Here is a 17,563-nt window from a genome sequence, read left to right on the forward strand (position 1 = left end):
GCTCCGCCCGGGCCCCGCTACATCGCCCAGATGCGCGGCGGCTGGCCGGGGAGCTTCCAGAGTTCGGCACGCCGGGCCATCCACACCTGGCGCAGCAGCTGCATCGCCGGTTCGACCACCGGCGCGAGCGCGCGCAGCACGATGACCTCGGCGTGCGGGCTGGTGACGCCCGCGCTGTCCTGCAGCGCATCGCGGTCGATCAGCGAGCGCGCCGCGTCGAGCGCGGCCTCGCGCCGCTCGCGCGCGATCGGCGAACCGGCGATGAAGAAGATCGACGCGATGCAGCGATGCCCCGCGAAGCCGAGCGGACTCTGCAGCAGCCGGACATCGCCGGCATCGATGCGCCCGCGCTCCAGCCACACGCGGGGCGCCTCGATGTGCTGCTGCAGCGTCCCGTGCGCGAAGGGCTTGCCGGCGTTGGGCAGCCCGAGCGCGGTCACGTCCCAGCCGATGAGCTCGGCGCCGGGCGCGACGCGCAGGGTCAACCGGTTCTCGGCGCGGCAGCCGCTGTAGCAGATGGCTTCGAGCGGCAGCCATTCGAGGCGCGCGCCGGGCTCAAGCGTGAGATCGGTGCGTTGCTGCGCGAGCTCACCCTCGGAGCGGTAGAAGCGGCTTGCGCCGGGCGTGGTGATCAGCCCGTGGCTCCCCGGCGCGGCGCGCACGCGGATGTCCAGGGTGTCGCCGCCGACCAGGCCGCCCGGCGGATGGACCAGCACGTTGTGACACACCGCGTCGCCTTCCGGGTAAAGGCTCTGGAGAATGCGCAAGGGGCCGTCATGGCGGAATCGCGCGGTGCTGCGTAGTTGTTCGAGACGGTAGTCGAGATCGAGTTGCGCGTGCCAGGGCATGGCTGGAGTTTAGGGACTTCGCCGCGCCCGGCGGTCGCAGCCCCTGGCAGGCCTGCCGCCTACCCGCCCTGCAGCAGACGGCGCAGCCTGCCGCGCTCGGGCGTTTCCTCGTGCTGCACAGGCACGCCGAGCTGCTGCGCCATGAGCGAGCGGCTCGTGCCGTCCCGGAGGTCGACCTCCCGCACCACCCGGCCTGCCTCGTAGACGAAGGCGACGTCCGCGAGCTCGAGCACGTCGTCGATGTCGTGCGTGATCATCAACACCGGAATGCCCCATTCGCGCTGCATCGCCGCGAGGTCCTGCCGCACGGCGCTGCGCAGCATGGGGTTAAGCGCCGCGAAGGGCTCGTCCAGCAGCAGCACCTGCGGGCGGCACGCCAGCGCACGGGCGAGCGCCACGCGCTGCTGCTGGCCGCCGGACAAGGTGCGCGGGCGGCTGTCGGCCATGGCGCCGAGGTCGAAGCTGCACAGCAGGGCGTCGACCCGCTCTTCGTCTTCGCGAGAAAGACGCCGCTTGCGCCAGGAGGTGAGGCCAAAGGCGACGTTTTCGCGCACCGAGAGATGCGGGAACAGTGCGTAGTTCTGGAACAAGTAGCCGATGCGCCGCGCGGGTGCTGGTACGTCGATCCCCTGTGTGGAATCGAACAGCGTCCGGCCATCGAGCCGCACGTGCCCCGCCGAGGGTGCAGCAGCCCGGCGATGGCCTGGAAGGTCAGCGACTTGCCGGCGCCGGAAGGGCCGTAGAGCGCGGCAAAGGGAACGTTCGTGGCGAAGCGCGCCGCGAGATCGAAGCGGCGCGTGCCGTCGGTGACAGTCAGTTGCAGATCGACGTCGATCACGGCTTGCCGAAGCCGAAGCGCACCAGCACCGCTTGCGCCTGCTCCGTCGAAAGGAACGCGATGAAATCCTTCGCCAACGTCTTCTCCTTGCTCCCGGCAGCCACGGCGATCGGATAAGACACGGGCGTGTGGCCGGTCGCCGTGAGCACCACGCGCACCTTGTCGCCCATGACGGCGGCATCGGTACGGTACACGAAGCCGGCTTCCGCTTCACCCCGGCTCACGTAGTCGAGCACCTGGCGCACGCTGTCGGCCTGCACGAAGCGGGGTTCGAGCGGGGCCCAGAGCTTGGCGGCCTCGAGCGCCTCGCGCGTGTAGCGGCCGACCGGGACGGTGGCGGTCTTGCCGACGGCGATCTTCTTCACGTTGGGGCCGGTGAGATCCTGCAGCGTCTTGATGCCGGCACCGCCCTGGGCGGGTTCGATCAGCACGAGGCTGTTGGTCGCGAAGTCCCTGCGCGTCGCGGTGTCGATCAGCTTCTGGTGCACGGCGCGGTCCATGGTTTCCTGGTCGGCGCTGGCGAAGACGTCGACCGGCGCGCCCTGGCTGATCTGCTGCAGCAGCACACCCGAGGCGGCGAAGTTGAAGCGCACGGTCGCGCCCGGCTTGCTCGCCTCGAACTTGGCCCCGATCTCCTTGAAGGCATCCGTCAGGCTCGCCGCGGCCGACACCGTGAGCTGCTGCGCCGTCGCGCCGACCGGCAGCGCAAGGGCGAGAACGATGGAGGCAAGGCGGGAAGCGAGGCGGGGTGTGCGCATGAAGAGGCTCCTGGGCGTCAGCGGAGTGAGAAGAACCGGTTCGACAGAACAAGCACGGTGATCGAGAGCAGTGACGTGACGACCACCAGCACCAGCGCGAGGTCATCGTTGCCGGCCTGCGCGGCGTCGTAGATGGCCATGGACAGGGTCTGGGTCTGCTGGGGAATCGAGCCGGCGACCATCAGCGATGCGCCGAATTCACCCATGGCGCGCGCGAAGGCGAGCAGCGTGCCCGCGAGGATGCCCGGCCACGCGAGCGGCAGCGTCACGCGCAGGAAGACGGAAAGGGGCGATTGGCGCAGCGTGCTGGCCGCGGCTTCGAGGGAGCGGTCCACATGCTCGAAGGCAGCGCTGGCCGACTTGAGCACCAGCGGCAGCGCCACCACCGCGGAGGCCACCACCGCCCCGTGCCAGCTGAAGATGATCGTGTAGTCGAAATGCTCGCGCAGCCATCCGCCGAGCGGGCTGCGCCGTCCGGCCGCGACGAGGATGGCATAGCCGATCACGGTGGGGGGCAGGACCAGCGGCAGCATGAACAGCGATTCGAGCACCGGGGAGCCCGGAAACGGCCGGCGCGCGAAGAGCCAGCCCAGCACGACGCCGGCCACCAGTGCGAGCAGCGTCGCAAAGGTCGCGACCTTGACCGAGAGCACCAGAGGTGACCAGTCCATCGAGGAAAGGAAGGCGATCGTCATGCACTGAAAGGAATTACGGTATTGTTACACATGGAAAAGATGACGTGCCGAAGATCATGGTTACAAGGGAATCTGGAATTCGAAGATGGTGGCTGCGATCCCGAAAAGATCAATCTTCATATACTCACAGATACAGCGATGCGGCAAGATGCCAATATCGCAAAGAACCCGAGCGCAGACACACCATGCGACATCCCGAGTACGACACCGTGGTTCGTTCCGTCGATGGAAGGCCGGAGCTTCGTCGCGTTGCGGAGGTCCATGAATGGCGCATCGAGCAGGAGCTGGACTCCAGCCGCCTCGTCATCTCGATGGTGACCGCCGGCGGCGAGGCGCAATCGTTCCTGGTCGCGCTCGCGGATGCGCAGGACATCGGCGACGTCTTGAGCAGAAAAGCAGGCGCCGCCTGCGGAGGATGAGCGACATGCTGGATGCGCTGACACTCGCCGAGCAAAGGCTGGCGGACCTTCTGTCGAGGCAATCCATTTCACCGAAGCGCCTGAGGGCGCCCGGTCCCGATGCCGACGAGCTCGAAGCCATCGTGCAGGCGGCCCTTCGCGCCCCGGATCACGGCGGCCTGATGCCCTGGCGCCTGATCGAGTTCCGGCCGGAGACGCGCGACATGCTGGCCCGCTGCTTCGAGCAGGAGAAGCTCCGGCGCGATCCGCTGGCCGGCGAGTCCGATCTCAGGCGGGCGCGCGAGCACGCCCAGCGTGCGCCGATGCTGCTCGGCTTCGTCGTCTGTCCGCGCCGCCGGACCCGGGTGCCGATGCGCGACCAGTGGCTCGCTGCGGGTGCGGCGCTCGGCAACCTCCTGGCGGCAGCGCACCGGCTGGGCTACGGGGCGATCGTGCTCAGCGGAGAGCGCTGCTTCGATCCGATCCTCGCCGGGCAGCTAGGTATCGAACGGGGGAGTACCTCGCGGGCTTCGTCAGTGTCGGAACTATCGCGGAGCCGCCGCCGCGTGCGCGGGAGCGGGAGCGGCTCTCGCAGTCGGTGCTCTCGCGGTGGATCGGACAGCTGCCCGCGGCGGATCAGCCCATGCGGTCGTCGGACCGCACCATGGGCAACTGATCGAGACGCGACCCGGCTCGTCGGTCGCGCCGGCCGTCTGGATCGGCATGCCCGCCACGTCGCTGAAGGGGCTGTGGACGATGCCGATGGACCGCAGATCGATGGTCACGGTGCGAGCAGGCGGGTCAACGCGGTGATGTCCGCCGCCGCCGCGACGCGTGCAGTGCTCTCGACGGCGCGGTAGTGGCGCACGATCTGCTCGCCGACCGGCGTCAGCGCGCTGCCGCCGCCGTGCGTGCCGCCGGTGGCGGTGCTGACTGCCGGTGCGCTGAGCGCTCGGTTCATTTCGTCAATCAGCATCCATGCGCGGCGGTACGACATGCCGAGCTGCCGGCCGGCGGCGGAGATCGAGCCGGTCTCCGCAATGGCTTCGAGCAACGCGATCTTGCCGGGGCCGATGGCGATGCTCTCATCGCGGTAGATGCGCAGGCGGAACTGCACTTTGGATTTCATGGCGCGGAGGTTAAACGATCCGGCGACGGGCGCAGATCGCGGCCGATCACGTCATGTCAGAACGAATATATCGTGAGATGCGTGCTCAGGTCTTCCAGGCGCCGTCGTGCGCCGCGGCGGCCTCGTCGATCAGCGCGGGGCCGATGCATTCGATCGGATGGGGCGACGCGCGGAACACGTCGCGGCACGACAGCTCTGCATCGCGCTGGTCGCTCCGCTCGCCGCGGAACAGCCGCAGCCGCACGGCGTCGATGCCGAACACCACGCGGCCGATGTTGGCCCAGAAGATCGCGCCGGCGCACATCACGCAGGGCTCGCCGGACGAATAGATCGTCGCGCCGGCCAGCTCCTCGCGCGAGAGCCTGCGTTCGGCGAGCATCCGCACCGCATTGGTTTCGGCATGACCGGTCACGTCGCCCGTCTCGCCGGTGTTGCAGTAGGCCTCGGCCAGCACCTCGCCGGCGGCGGAGACGATCACCGCGCCGAACGGGCGGTTGCCCCGTCGCCGGGCGGCGTGCGACCAGACGATGGCCTTGCGCAGGTAGCGTCCGTCGCGTTCGTCGAGCGGGGATTCGGCCGGGAAGAAATCGGGGGGAAGGGTGGTCATGCCTGGATGCTACGTTCAGCGCGCGCCGCCGAACGCCTCGACGGTCCGCCGGCGTGATGCAGGCGGCATGCCAGCGCATCGGGCGCGCAACTTGCATGGGTTCCGGGACAGAGTAGAAGCGTTCAGCCCGGCCCCGTCCGCGGTGGGAAATTGCTCTTTCATGGTCGTCCCCACGCACATCCGAAGGAGTCTTTTCTCATGCTCGTCACGCAGCAACCCGTGTTCCGCAAGTTCTGGCATGCCGTCATGCCGCTCGCCGATCTGCAGCAGGGGCCCAGGCCCTTCACGCTGCTCGGCGAGAACATCGTCCTGTTCCTCGATGCCGACGGCCAGCCGGCGGCGCTGCGCGACCGCTGCTGCCACCGCACCGCGAAGCTCTCGAAGGGCTGGTGCGTCGATGCCGAGGGCAAGGCCTGCGGCCAGGGAGCGATCCAGTGCGGCTACCACGGCTGGACCTATGACCGCAGCGGGCAGGTGATCCGGATCCCGCAATACGAGCCCGACCGCACGATTTCGCCGGAGTACAAGACGGCGGCTTATCACTGCACCGCGCGCTACGGCTATGCGTGGGTGGCGCTGGAAGAACCGATCGCGGGCATCCCGGCGGTTCCGGAATACGACGATCCGGCCTTCCGCACGATTCATCAGTTCTACGAGGAGTGGCAGACCAGCCCCATGCGCGCGCTGGAGAACTCGTTCGACAACTCGCACTTCAGCTTCGTGCACCGCGCGACCTTCGGCGTGGCCGCCAGCCCCAAGCCGAGCAAGTACGAGCTGATCGAGAACGACAACGGCTTCTACGCCGAGACGGTGATCGATGCGGCGAACCCCGCCAGGTTTCGCGCGATCAGCGGCGTGGCGGACCCGATCACCACGCGGCACATGCGCAATGCTTACTTTCTGCCGTTCTCGCGGCGGCTCGACATCGAATACCCCTCGGGCATCCGCCACATCATCATCAACTGCTTCACGCCGATCGACGATGGGCGCATCCAGCTGTGCCAATGGCTGTTCCGCAACGACACCGAGGCCGATTGCGCGGCTCAGATGCTGATCGACTTCGACGAGGAGATCACGCGCGAGGACAAGGACATCCTGGAATCCACCGACCCCGATGCGCTGGTCGACACACGTCGGCGCGGCGTGGAGTATTCGATGGAGTCAGACCGTCCCGGCATGCTGATCCGCAAGCACTTGATGCAGTTGCTCGCAAAGCACGGCGAAAGCGAGATTCATCGCTGACGGCTACCATCGTGGCCCATCGCCAGGAGATAGCATGAGCATCACGGTCCGACGCGACGACGTCAGCGGCACGCGGCACACGGTCCGCATTCGCGCCCACGAGATTCCGGTCGACGTGGACGTTGCGGGCGGCGGCGCCGACGCCGGCCCGCAGCCGCATGACCTCTACGACGCTTCGCTCGGCGCCTGCAAGGCGCTCACCGTGCTGGTCTATGCCAGGCGCAAGGGCATTCCGGTCGAAGAGATCGAAGTCGTGGTCGACCGCGACGACAGCGAGGAGCGTAAAGGCACCTACCGGCTCGGCACCTCATTGCGCGTGACGGGCAACCTCAGCGAAGCGCAGCGCCAGGAGCTTCTGCGCGTGGCGGGCAAGTGCCCGGTGCACAAGCTGATGACCGAGGTGAAGACCGAGATCGAGACGAAGCTGGTCTGAGCGATAGAGATACCGTTGTTTCACGTTGCGTTCAGCTTCCGCTCATCGAGGCCGCCTACGGTGTCGTCATGCTGGCTCGCCGCGTCCGACAACTCATCGGTGCCTTGGTGCCGGGGCTCGTTGCGCTCGGCGCCGATGCCGGAGGCGGACCGCTCGGCATCGACAGCGTGCTGAAGTACAACCAGAGCGGCATCTGGTCGCGGAGCAACCAGGAGGCCCTGCAGTATGGGGTCATCCTCTTCGAGGTGGCGGGCGCCGTCTGGCTCGGCAATGACGACGAGTTCGGCCATACGCTATGGCAGACGATCGATGCGTCGGTCGCATCCGGCGTGGCCGCGCAGGTGCTCAAGGAGACGACGGGCCGGCCCCGGCCCATCAGCGGCGAGGGCCCCGATGCATGGTTCAAGGGGCGCGGAAACAACAGCTTTCCGAGTGGCGAAGTGGCGCTGCAGGCCAGCTTCGTGACACCCATCATCGTCAACTATGCCGACCGCAATCCCTGGGTCTGGGCGCTGGAGCTTTTGCCTCTGTACGACGGCGTCGCGCGCATGAAAGGCCAGGCGCACTGGCAGACCGACGTGCTCGCGGGTTGGGCGCTCGGCACCGCCACCGGCTATTTCGCCACGCGGTACGAGACGCCGTTCTTCGTCCAGATTCTTCCGCGCGGATTGACGGTAGGCTACGCCACGAGGTTCTAGCCCACCACCACTTCGCTGATCTGCATCACCGGCTTGATGTCGGTGTAGTTCGCGATGTCGCCGAGGATTTCCTTGGCGTGTGGCCCGAACGCCGCCTGGAAGGCCTCGACCGAATCGCAGAACACGTGGCACATGCCCACATACACCGGTGGCGCACCGGGGGCGCCGCCGCCGAGGCCCTTGTCGATGGTGTAGGACTTGCACGCTTCGCCCATCAGCCGCTTGAGCAGGGGCATGTGCGAATCGCGGTAGTAGTCGTGGTCGAAGCGGGCCCCGGGTGTGTGCGGGTACATCACGCTGACTTTGATCATGTTGCGTCTCCTTGTGGCAAGCGCCAGAGCATAGGAGAACGCGCAGCCGCGAACAAGGCGCGGCGGATTCAGCGGCCGCGGGATTCCCAGAAACCGCGGTGCGTCGCGATCATCTCCTCAGCGACCTCGGGCACCGGGCCATCGACCGTGATGTTCTTCTGCCCGCGCGCGAACACCTCGCGGCAGGGCAGCGACAGCGTCGGGTTCTCGGGATGGTCGCCGGTGAGTGCGAGCAGCGCGCTCTCCTCCGCGCCATAGACCACGTGCCCGATGTTGGCCCAGTAGATCGTGCCCGCGCACATCGCGCAGGGCTCGAAGGTGGTGACCAGCGTGCACTGCGCGAGGTAGTCGGCCGGGTAGTTCAGCGATGCGGTGCGCGCGAGCGTGGCCTCGGCGTGATGCACCGTGTCGATGTTGCCCTGCTCGGCGAGCACCGTTTCTCCGTCCGGCGCGACCAGGACCGCGCCGAAGGGGTGGCGGCCCATCGCCATCGCACGCCGCGCGACCTCGTTGGCGCGGCGCAGGGCCTTCAGCTTCTGTTCGTCATTCACCTTGCGAGCCCCGGTGCGCCCAGGCGGTGGTGTGCTTCTCGACCGCGCTGAAGAGTTCGTACATCAGCATCGCCATCGCACCCACCACCATCAGCCCCGCGAAGGCGAGGCCCATCTGCATCGACGAGCCCGCGGAGATCAGCAGGTAGCCGATGCCTTCGTTGGCGGCGGTCATCTCCGACACCGTGGTGCCGACGAAGGCGAGCGTGATCGCGACCTTGAGCGAGCCGTAGAAGTACGGCAGCGAGCGCGGCAGGCCGATCTTCACGAGCACGTCCCAGCGCTTGGCGCCGAGCACGCGCAGCACGTCTTCCAGCTCGGGTTCGAGCGTCGCCGAGGCCGGTCGCGATGTTGACCATGATCGGGAAGAAGCTGATGAGGAAGGCGGTGAGGATCGCCGGCCCGATGCCGATGCCGAACCACACGACGAGGATCGGCACGAAGGCCGCCTTGGGCAATGCGTTGAAGGCGGTCATCAGCGGATACACCGCCGCGTAGGCCACGCGCGAACTGCCGATCACGAAGCCCAGCAGCACGCCCACCACGATCGCGATGCCGAAGCCCGCCATCGTGACCCAGAAGGTGCGCCGGGCGTGGCCGGCGATGACTTCCTTGAATTCCCAGAACTGCGTCCAGATGCGCCACGGGCTCGGGAAGATGAACTCCGACACCTCGAAGGCAGAGCAGATGATCTGCCACAGCACGATGACGGCGACCAGCAGCAGCCAGGGCGACCAGCGTTCGATGAGCTTCTTGTTCTTCATGGGCTTACTGCGGGATCGCGGTGGCAGCGGAGTTGGCGCCCTGGCTGCGGATCGCGCCGATGTGGCTGCGCAGCTCGAGCACGATGTCGGTGAATTCCTTGGTGTAGGTGATCTCCAGCTCGCGCGGTCGCGGCAGGTCGATCTCGCGCTTGACGACGAAGCGGCCGGGGCTCTTGCTCATCACGTACACCGTGTCGGCGAGGAACACCGATTCGCGCAGGTCGTGCGTGACCAGGATCACGTTGAACCGCTGTTCGGTCCAGAGGTCGCGCAGGATGCACCAGAGCTCCTCGCGCGTGAAGGCGTCGAGCGCGCCGAAGGGCTCGTCGAGCAGCAGCATCTTGGGCTCGTGGATGAGCGCGCGGCAGATGCTCGCGCGCTGCTGCATGCCGCCCGAGAGCTGCCACGGGAACTTGTCCTCGTAGCCGCCGAGGCCGACCTTCTGCAGCAGGCGGCGGGCACGTTCGACGTACTCCTTGCGCCTGGCCTTGAAGGTGGAGCGATAGGGCTCCACGATCTCCAGCGGCAGCAGCACGTTGTCGACGGTGGTGCGCCAGGGCAGCAGCGACGGCGCCTGGAACGCCATGCCCGAGATCTTCAGCGGCCCGGTGACCGGCTGGCCGTCGATGCGGATCTTGCCCATCGACGGCATGCGCAGGCCCGTCGTGAGCTTCATGAAGGTCGACTTGCCGCAGCCCGAGGGCCCGACGATCGCGATGAACTCGCCGCGCTTCACCTGGAGGTCGATGGCCTCGACCGCGAAGTGGTTCGCGCGCAGCAGCTCTTCGTTGTAGGCGAGCCAGACGTCCTGGAAATCGACGAAGGGCGTCTTGTCCTGCTGTTCCCGCATTACTTGCGCAGGATGTTCAGTTCGGCGGCGCTCGGCAGCATCGATCCGTTCCACACCGCATCCGGATTCACGCGCGTCTTGGTGCCGAAGGCGTCGGACACCTGCGAGGCCATCAGCGCGAGACGCCCGGCGTTAACCTGTCCGAAGCCTTCGGCCCGCGCGTCGGGCGTGTTCACCACGGTGTCGATCGCGAGCTTCAGGCGGCGCGTTTCGAGTTCGCTGTTGACGATGCCGTCGCGCGCCTTGATCGACTCGATGGCCACGGCGGGATTGGCGATGACTTCCTTCGCCCCCTTGGTGAAAGCCAGCAGGAAGGCCTTCACCGCCGCCGGGTTCTCCTTGATCAGCTTGGGCGACGCGATGATCGCGTTGCCGTAGAGCTTCACGCCGTAGTCGGGGTAGGGGAGGATCACCACGTCGGCAGCCTTCGCGCCGCGCGCTTCGAGGTTGAGCAGCGAGGTGAAGGTGAAGCCGGTGATCGCATCGATGTCGCCGCGCATCAGCATGGTTTCGCGCAGGGTCGGGTCCATCGCGGTCCAGGTCACGGCGCCGATGTTGTTGGCCTTGGCGAAGATCGGGAACGAGCGGCGGCCGGCATCGAACACCGGGGCGCCCAGCTTCTTGCCGGTGAGGTCGGCGGGCTTGGTGATGCCGCTCTTCTTGAGCGCCATGACCGAGGCCGGCGTGTTGTTGTAGACCATCATCACCGCCACCGGCTTGTTCGGGCTGTCGGGGTTGTTGGCGTGGAATTCCATCAGCGCCGCGAGGTCGGCGAAGCCCATGTCGTACGCACCCGAGGCCACGCGCGTGACCGCGCCGCCGGAGCCGTTGCCCGCGTCAACCGTCACGTCGAGGCCGGCGGCCTTGAAGTAGCCCTTGGCGGCGGGGTGGGTGAAGAACGCGCCGGGTCCTTCGAAGCGCCAGTCGAGCTGGAACTTGATCGGCGTGGTTTGGGCGTAGGCGGTGCCGAGGCCGAAGCTGAGGGCCGATGCGGCAAGGAAGGACTGGAGCAGTTGGCGCTTGTTCATTCGGATTCCGTTCAAAGGTGTAACGAATTCAAGCAAAAAAGGTGCCCGCACGCACTTGGTGCGAACCCTTCCGATGTGCCAATGAGGTGCATGACGCCGCCTGCGAGCATCCCTCGTCCGCAAGGCGGAACATGAAAAACGCCCCGTCGCGTGCACCGCGGCGGGGCGTTTTCTGGTGCGTGAAATCAGCGTGCCGAGTTCGCGTTCGCCACCGCGAGCGCGGTCATGTTGACCACGCGCCGCACGGTCGCCGAGGGGGTCAGGATGTGCGCCTGGCCTTCCGCGCCCATCAGGATCGGGCCGACAGTCACGCCGTTGCTGCCAGTCATCTTCAGCACGTTGAAGAGGATGTTGGCCGCATCGAGGTTCGGGCAGATCAGCAGGTTGGCTTCGCCGGTCAGCGTGGAGTCGGGCAGTGCCTTGCGGCGCACTTCCTCGGACAGGGCGGCGTCGCCGTGCATTTCGCCGTCGCATTCGATGTCGGGCGCCATCTTGGCGAACAGCTCGCGGGCACTGGCGCATCTTGCGGGCCGAGCCGCGCTCCGACGTGCCGAAGTTCGAGTGCGACAGGAAGGCGACCTTGGGCGGCAGGCCGAAGCGGCGTACTTCCTCGGCGGCCATGACCGCGATCTTCGCCAGCGTTTCGGCACTCGGGTCTTCATGCACGTTGGTGTCGGCGATGAAGAGGGTGTACTTCTCGAGCGTGAGCGCGTTGAGTGTCGCGAAGCCCGGTGCATCGGGTTTCTGGCCGAGGATATTCTGCAGGATGCGCAGGTGGCTGTCGAAACGGCCGACCAGCCCGCAGAGCATCGCATCGGCGTCGCCAAGGTGGACCATCAGCGAAGCGATGGTGGTGTTCGAGCGGCGCACCATGGCCTTCGATGCCTCCGGCGTGATGCCGCGGCGGCCCATGATCTTGTGGTACGCCTCCCAGTAGGTGCGGAAGCGCGGATCGTCTTCGGGGTCCACGCATTCGACATCGGTGCCCGGACGGATGTGCAGGCCGGCCTTCTTGATGCGCGCCTCGATGACCGCGGGGCGGCCGACGAGGATGGGCTTGGCGAGGCCTTCATCCACCGCGAGCTGGGCGGCGCGCAGTACGCGGTCGTCCTCGCCTTCCGCGAAGGCGACGCGCTTGCGGGTCGCGCACTTGGCGGCGGTGAACACCGGGCGCATGAACATGCCCGTCTGGTAGACGAAGCGGGTGAGGTGCTGGCGGTAGGCCTCGAGGTCCTCGATGGGCCGGGTGGCGACGCCCGAGTCCTGCGCGGCCTTGGCAACGGCCGGTGCGATGCGCAGGATGAGCCGCGAATCGAAGGGTTTGGGAATGATGTAGTCGGGGCCGAAGGCCAGTTCCTGGCCGGCGTAGGCGGTGGCAACCTCCTCGCTGATGTCGGCCTTGGTGAGGTCGGCGATCTCGCGCACGCAGGCGAGCTTCATTTCTTCCGTGATCTTGGTGGCGCCGCAGTCGAGCGCGCCGCGGAAGATGTACGGGAAGCACAGGACGTTGTTGACCTGGTTCGGGTAGTCGGAGCGGCCGGTGGCGACGATGCAGTCCGGGCGCACCGCCTTGGCCAACTCGGGGCGGATCTCGGGCTCGGGATTGGCGAGCGCCAGGATGATCGGCTGGCTGGCCATGCTCTTGACCATGTCCTGCGTGACCACGCCCGGCGCGGAGCAGCCGAGGAAGACGTCGGCGTCCTTCATGACGTCGGCGAGGGTGCGGGCGCCGGTGTCTTTCTGGGCGTAGCGGGTCTTCGAATCGTCGAAGCCGCCAGGGCGGCCGATGTAGATCAGGCCCTTGGAGTCGACGGCGTGGATGTTCGATGCCTTGGCGCCGAGGCCGACCATGACGTCGAGGCAGGCGATGGCGGCGGCGCCGGCGCCGGAGACGGCGATCTTGACGTTCTCGATCTTCTTGCCGACGAGTTCGAGGCCGTTGAGGAGTGCGGCGGCCGAGATGATGGCGGTGCCGTGCTGGTCGTCATGGAAGACGGGGATGTTCATGCGCTCGCGCAGCTTCTTCTCGATGTAGAAGCACTCGGGCGCCTTGATGTCCTCGAGGTTGATGCCGCCGAGGGTGGGCTCGAGGGAGGCAATGATGTCGACGAGCTTGTCGGGGTCGGTTTCGGCCAGCTCGATGTCGAAGACGTCGACGCCGGCAAACTTCTTGAAGAGGCAGCCCTTGCCTTCCATCACCGGTTTGCTGGCGAGCGGGCCGATGTTGCCGAGGCCGAGGACGGCGGTGCCGTTGGTGACGACCCCGACGAGGTTGCCGCGCGAGGTGTATTCGGCAGCGAGGGCCGGGTCGGCCTCGATGTCGAGGCAGGGGTAGGCGACGCCGGGCGAGTAGGCCAGCGACAGGTCGCGCTGGTTGAGAAGGGGCTTGGTGGGCGAGATCGAGATCTTGCCTTTGACCGGCGAGCGGTGGTATTCGCGAGCCGCGTCACGCAGTGCCTGTTCGGCGGGGGAAAGTTCTTTGTTGGCCATCAGTGTCTCCTTGCTTCCTGGCTCAGGAGAGAGGCTAACGCAAAGTCGTGGCTTGAACGAGGGTGAAGCGCTTGGATTGGCTGTTGAATCGATGCGGGATTTTCATGGATGGGGCTGGCGGGAGGCATGGGTTGTTTTTTCTGTGGGACGTCCGCCCGGTTGGCGGTGCGGGGCTGGGGGCTGCGCTCCTCGGCGGCGTAGAGGCGCCCCCAGCCCCGCACCGCCAACCGGGCTCGGGGGCCGATCAAGCGGGGGACTCGTCTTCGACTTCGCGCAGATTACCCCTGGGCTACGGGGTGGGCAGCCATTGCTTCTAGCGCGCGAACCAAAGCCGAGTGGTCTTCCTGTGCGTATCCCAAGGCCGCGCACGCATTCATGAGTTGGGCGGCACTCGCGGTTTGGGGCAATGCGACCCCCAGGGAGCGGGCACCCTGCAACGCCAGGTTCAGGTCCTTCTGGTGCAGCGCGATGCGGAAACCCGGCGCAAAGGTGCGCTTGATCATCCGCTCGCCATGCACCTCCAGGATGCGCGACGATGCGAAGCCGCCCATCAGCGCCTGCCGCACCTTGGCCGGATCGGCGCCGGCCTTGGAGGCGAACACCAGCGCTTCGCCCACGGCCGCAATGTTGAGCGCCACGATGATCTGGTTCGCGACCTTGCAAACCTGCCCGTCGCCCACGTTGCCGACCAGCGTGATGTTCTTGCCCATCTTCTCCAGCAGCGGCCGCACGCGCGCGAAGGTGCCTTCGTCGCCGCCGCACATGATCGTGAGGCTCGCCGCCTTCGCGCCGACTTCGCCGCCGGAGACCGGGGCATCGACGTAGCCGCAGCCCAGGTCGAGGATGCGCCTGGCGAATTCTTTCGTCGCGATCGGGTCGATCGAGCTGCAGTCGACCACCACCTTGCCCTTCGTCAACCCGGCGGCGACGCCGCCTTCGCCGAACAGCACCTTCTCCACGTCGGGCGTGTCCGGCACCATCAGGAAGATCACGTCCGCCTGCCTGGCCACCTCGGTGGCCGTCGCGCAGACCAACGCCTTCGAAGCGAAGGGCTCCGGGACCCGGCCGCGCGTGTTCACATGGAGCTGGTGACCGGCCTCCAGCAGGTGCCCCGCCATCGGCGCACCCATGATGCCGAGGCCGATGAAGCCGATCTTCTGTACGTTCGTGTTCGACATGTTGCGAGCTTTCCTTTTGTCCTGGTGTGTGACTTCGTTATTGCGTGAGCGCGGTGCGCCAGCCGAGGCCTTCGGCGGTGGTGCCGCGCGGCTTGTATTCGCAGCCGATCCAGCCGTCGTAGCCGATCGAATCGATGTGCCTGAAGAGCCACGGGTAGTTGATCTCGCCCGTGCCCGGCTCGCCGCGGCCGGGGTTGTCGGCGAGCTGGATGTGTCCGATGCGCGTGATGTGCTTCGACAGCGTGTTGCCGAGCTCGCCTTCCATGCGCTGCGCGTGGTAGATGTCGTACTGCACCAGCAGATTCGATGAGCCGACCTCGTCGAGGATCGACAGCGCCTGGTCGGTGCGATTCAGATAGAAGCCGGGAATGTCGAAGGTGTTGATCGGCTCGATCAAGAGCCGTATGCCGGCGCTCTGCAGCTCCTTCGCGGCGAAGCGCAGGTTGTCGGCCACCACCTTGCGCGCATCGGCAGCGGTGACGCCCGCGGGAAGCTTGCCGAGCAGGCAATTGACCTTCGGGCAGCCCAGCGCGGTCGCGTAGTCGATCGCACGCCCCACGCCTTCGCGGAATTCGCCGACGCGATCCGGGTGGCAGGCGATGCCACGCTCGCCGGCGTCCCAGTCGCCGGCCGGCAGGTTGTGCAGCACCTGCATCAGGCCGTTGTCCTTCAGTGCGGCGGCCAGTTCCTTCTTGTTGTAGGCGTAAGGGAAGAGATACTCCACCGCCTTGAAGCCGGCCTTGGCGGCGGCTTCGAAACGCTGCATGAACGGCAGCTCGTTGAACAGCATCGTCAGATTGGCTGCAAATTTGGGCATGTTGCTTGTCTCCTCGGGAATCAGTCGAGCATCGCTGCGGCGATGGCCGTGGGTGCGTCCGCGACGCTCTCGGCCAGCGGCTCGAATTCGTTGATGGCGTCGATCTCTGTGCCCATCGCGATGTTGGTCACGCGCTCGAGCATCACCTCGATCACCACCGGCACCTGGAATTGCGCCATGAGCCGCTCGGCTTGCTGGATGGCGGGCGTCATCTCTTCCTGCCTGGTCACGCGGATCGCCTTGCAGCCGAGGCCTTCGACCACCTTGAGGTGGTCCACGCCGTAGCTGCGCTCGACGCCCGCGTCCTCGCCAGCGTTGATGTTGTCGAAGCCGAGCTGCACGCAGTAGTCCATCTCGAAGCCGCGCTGCGCCTGGCGGATGAGGCCGAGGTAGGAGTTGTTGACCACGATGTGGATGTAGGGCAGCTTGAACTGCGCGCCCACCGCGAGCTCTTCGATCATGAACTGGAAGTCGTAGTCGCCCGAGAGCGCGACGATCTTGCGGGCGGGGTCCGCGGCGCGCACGCCGAGGGCCGCGGGAATCGTCCAGCCCAGCGGGCCGGCCTGCCCGCAGTTGATCCAGTGGCGCGGGTTGTAGACGTGCAGGAACTGCGCCGCCGCGATCTGCGACAGGCCGATGGTGCTCACGTAGCAGGTGTCGTGGCTGAAGTTGTTGTTCATGCACTGGTACACGCGCTGCGGCTTCATCGGCACGTCGCCGAAGTTGGTCTTGCGCAGCAGGGTCTTCTTGCGGTCGCGGCATTCGCCGGCCCACTTCGCGCGATCGGGCAGCTGGCCCTTGGCCTTCATCTCCTCGGCCACCTCGACGAAGAGCTTCAGCGCGGCCTTGGCATCCGAGACGATGCCGAAGTCCGGCGTGAAGACGCGGCCGATCTGCGTGGGCTCGATGTCGACGTGCACGAAGGTGCGGCCCTTGGTGTAGACCTCGACCGAACCCGTGTGCCGGTTGGCCCAGCGGTTGCCGATGCCGAGCACGAAGTCGCTCGCGAGCATCGTCGCGTTGCCGTAGCGATGGCTGGTCTGCAGGCCGCACATGCCGGCCATGAGCGGGTGGTCGTCGGGGATCGTGCCCCAGCCCATCAGCGTGGGGATGACCGGCACGCCGGTCGCCTCGGCAAAGCGCACGAGCAGGTCGCTCGCATCGGCATTGATGATGCCGCCGCCGGCCACGATCAGCGGGCGCTCGGCGGCGTTGAGCATCAGAAGCGCCTTCTCGACCTGGGCGCGGGTGGCCTCGGGCTTGTAGGCCGGGAGCGGCTGGTAGGTGTCGATGTCGAACTCGATCTGCGCCATCTGCACGTCGAAGGGCAGGTCGATGAGCACCGGGCCCGGGCGGCCCGAGCGCATCAGGTGGAAGGCCTGCTGGAAGACCTGCGGCACCTGTCCGGGCTCGCGCACCGTGACCGACCATTTGGTGACCGGCTTGGAGATCGACTCGATGTCGACCGCCTGGAAGTCTTCCTTGTAGAGACGCGCGCGCGGCGCCTGGCCGGTGATGCAGAGGATCGGGATCGAATCGGCCCATGCCGAGTACAGGCCCGTGATCATGTCGGTGCCCGCGGGGCCCGAGGTGCCGATGCACACGCCGATGTTGCCGGCGACCGCGCGGGTGTAGCCCTCGGCCATGTGCGATGCGCCTTCGACGTGGCGCGCGAGGATGTGGGCGATGCTGCCCTGCTTGCGCAGCGCGGAATACAGCGGGTTGATGGCGGCGCCGGGCACGCCGAAGGCCTGCGTGATGCCTTCTTTTTCCATCACCAGCACGGCGGCCTGGGCCGCAGTCATCTTTGCCATTTGAAGTCTCCTTGGGATGGACTCCACTGTAGGAATCGGGGCCACTCGGCAGAAGACGGCATGGGGCCATAAAGCCTATTCCATGGCGGAATAAGTCGGACTACGATCCGGCCC

17 protein-coding genes and 3 pseudogenes are annotated in these 17,563 nt (G+C 66.9%); 5 read left to right on the forward strand and 15 right to left on the reverse strand.

The annotated features are described in order from the left end of the window. Positions 1 to 17 precede the first annotated feature (17 nt). From ACQ858_RS04185 to modB, 4 genes and pseudogenes are all read right to left on the reverse strand, one after another. The gene (locus ACQ858_RS04185) at positions 18 to 848 is read right to left on the reverse strand and encodes an urease accessory protein UreD (protein ID WP_431275546.1); all 831 of its coding nucleotides are present in this window, start codon (positions 846 to 848) and stop codon (positions 18 to 20) included. A 59-nt stretch (positions 849 to 907) separates the two neighbouring features. After that, positions 908 to 1,686 (reverse strand): annotated as a pseudogene (locus tag ACQ858_RS04190) (ABC transporter ATP-binding protein). Then, on the reverse strand, positions 1,683 to 2,444 hold the full coding sequence (gene modA, locus ACQ858_RS04195) for a molybdate ABC transporter substrate-binding protein (RefSeq protein ID WP_431275547.1): 762 nt from the start codon (positions 2,442 to 2,444) through the stop codon (positions 1,683 to 1,685). The pseudogene ACQ858_RS04190 and the gene modA overlap by 4 nt, the downstream one beginning before the upstream one ends. 17 nt (positions 2,445 to 2,461) lie before the next feature. Continuing rightward, entirely contained in the window at positions 2,462 to 3,139 is a 678-nt protein-coding gene (modB, locus tag ACQ858_RS04200; RefSeq protein ID WP_431275548.1) for a molybdate ABC transporter permease subunit, read from the reverse strand. A 185-nt stretch (positions 3,140 to 3,324) separates the two neighbouring features. Here modB and ACQ858_RS04205 point away from each other — a divergent pair, with 185 nt between their 5' ends. Beyond that, positions 3,325 to 3,558 (forward strand): hypothetical protein, encoded by a 234-nt coding sequence (locus tag ACQ858_RS04205; protein WP_431275549.1) that lies wholly within the window; start codon positions 3,325 to 3,327, stop codon positions 3,556 to 3,558. Between the two features lie 5 nt (positions 3,559 to 3,563). Next, on the forward strand, positions 3,564 to 4,397 hold the full coding sequence (locus tag ACQ858_RS04210; RefSeq protein WP_431275550.1) for a nitroreductase family protein: 834 nt from the start codon (positions 3,564 to 3,566) through the stop codon (positions 4,395 to 4,397). Here ACQ858_RS04210 and ACQ858_RS04215 read toward each other — a convergent pair. Both ACQ858_RS04215 and ACQ858_RS04220 read right to left on the reverse strand, forming a co-directional pair. Further along, positions 4,319 to 4,666, reverse strand: coding sequence for a winged helix-turn-helix domain-containing protein (locus tag ACQ858_RS04215; protein WP_431275551.1), 348 nt, complete (start codon positions 4,664 to 4,666; stop codon positions 4,319 to 4,321). The two genes, ACQ858_RS04210 and ACQ858_RS04215, sit on opposite strands and share 79 nt — an antisense overlap. 85 nt (positions 4,667 to 4,751) lie before the next feature. After that, complete coding sequence (locus ACQ858_RS04220) at positions 4,752 to 5,273, reverse strand: nucleoside deaminase (RefSeq protein ID WP_431275552.1); 522 nt, start codon at positions 5,271 to 5,273, stop codon at positions 4,752 to 4,754. 198 nt (positions 5,274 to 5,471) lie between these two features. Between ACQ858_RS04220 and ACQ858_RS04225 the strand changes: the two genes are divergently transcribed. The 3 genes from ACQ858_RS04225 (at position 5,472) to ACQ858_RS04235 (ending at position 7,646) form a co-directional block, all read left to right on the forward strand. Beyond that, positions 5,472 to 6,515 (forward strand): Rieske 2Fe-2S domain-containing protein, encoded by a 1,044-nt coding sequence (locus ACQ858_RS04225; RefSeq protein WP_431275553.1) that lies wholly within the window; start codon positions 5,472 to 5,474, stop codon positions 6,513 to 6,515. A gap of 34 nt (positions 6,516 to 6,549) precedes the next feature. Next, positions 6,550 to 6,948, forward strand: a complete 399-nt coding sequence (locus ACQ858_RS04230) for an OsmC family protein (RefSeq protein WP_431275554.1) — start codon at positions 6,550 to 6,552, stop codon at positions 6,946 to 6,948. Between the two features lie 68 nt (positions 6,949 to 7,016). Then, positions 7,017 to 7,646, forward strand: a complete 630-nt coding sequence (locus ACQ858_RS04235) for a phosphatase PAP2 family protein (protein ID WP_431275555.1) — start codon at positions 7,017 to 7,019, stop codon at positions 7,644 to 7,646. On the opposite strand, the gene ACQ858_RS04240 is transcribed toward ACQ858_RS04235, so the two are convergent. From ACQ858_RS04240 to gcl, 9 genes and pseudogenes are all read right to left on the reverse strand, one after another. After that, positions 7,643 to 7,957 carry an EthD family reductase gene (locus tag ACQ858_RS04240; protein WP_431275556.1) on the reverse strand — a complete coding sequence of 105 codons (315 nt, stop codon included), beginning with the start codon at positions 7,955 to 7,957 and terminating at the stop codon, positions 7,643 to 7,645. The genes ACQ858_RS04235 and ACQ858_RS04240 overlap by 4 nt on opposite strands. A 68-nt stretch (positions 7,958 to 8,025) precedes the next feature. Beyond that, entirely contained in the window at positions 8,026 to 8,448 is a 423-nt protein-coding gene (locus ACQ858_RS04245; protein ID WP_431276781.1) for a nucleoside deaminase, read from the reverse strand. A 52-nt stretch (positions 8,449 to 8,500) separates the two neighbouring features. Next, positions 8,501 to 9,272: pseudogene (locus ACQ858_RS04250) on the reverse strand (ABC transporter permease). Positions 9,273 to 9,276: 4 nt separating this feature from the next. Continuing rightward, positions 9,277 to 10,122, reverse strand: a complete 846-nt coding sequence (locus tag ACQ858_RS04255) for an ABC transporter ATP-binding protein (RefSeq protein WP_431275557.1) — start codon at positions 10,120 to 10,122, stop codon at positions 9,277 to 9,279. Next, positions 10,122 to 11,150, reverse strand: a complete 1,029-nt coding sequence (locus ACQ858_RS04260; protein ID WP_431275558.1) for an ABC transporter substrate-binding protein — start codon at positions 11,148 to 11,150, stop codon at positions 10,122 to 10,124. Before ACQ858_RS04260 ends, ACQ858_RS04255 begins: the two co-directional genes overlap by 1 nt. A 185-nt stretch (positions 11,151 to 11,335) precedes the next feature. Further along, positions 11,336 to 13,640, reverse strand: a pseudogene (locus tag ACQ858_RS04265) (NADP-dependent malic enzyme). Positions 13,641 to 13,918: 278 nt separating this feature from the next. Continuing rightward, entirely contained in the window at positions 13,919 to 14,818 is a 900-nt protein-coding gene (locus ACQ858_RS04270; RefSeq protein WP_431275559.1) for a 2-hydroxy-3-oxopropionate reductase, read from the reverse strand. Positions 14,819 to 14,855: 37 nt separating this feature from the next. Then, positions 14,856 to 15,635: a hydroxypyruvate isomerase gene (gene hyi / locus ACQ858_RS04275; RefSeq protein WP_431275560.1), complete on the reverse strand. Its 780-nt coding sequence runs from the start codon at positions 15,633 to 15,635 to the stop codon at positions 14,856 to 14,858. A 20-nt stretch (positions 15,636 to 15,655) separates the two neighbouring features. Next, complete coding sequence (gene gcl / locus ACQ858_RS04280) at positions 15,656 to 17,449, reverse strand: glyoxylate carboligase (RefSeq protein ID WP_431275561.1); 1,794 nt, start codon at positions 17,447 to 17,449, stop codon at positions 15,656 to 15,658. Positions 17,450 to 17,563: the final 114 nt, after the last annotated feature.

This window comes from Variovorax ureilyticus (assembly GCF_050632185.1).
Lineage (GTDB): Bacteria > Pseudomonadota > Gammaproteobacteria > Burkholderiales > Burkholderiaceae_C > Variovorax > Variovorax ureilyticus_A.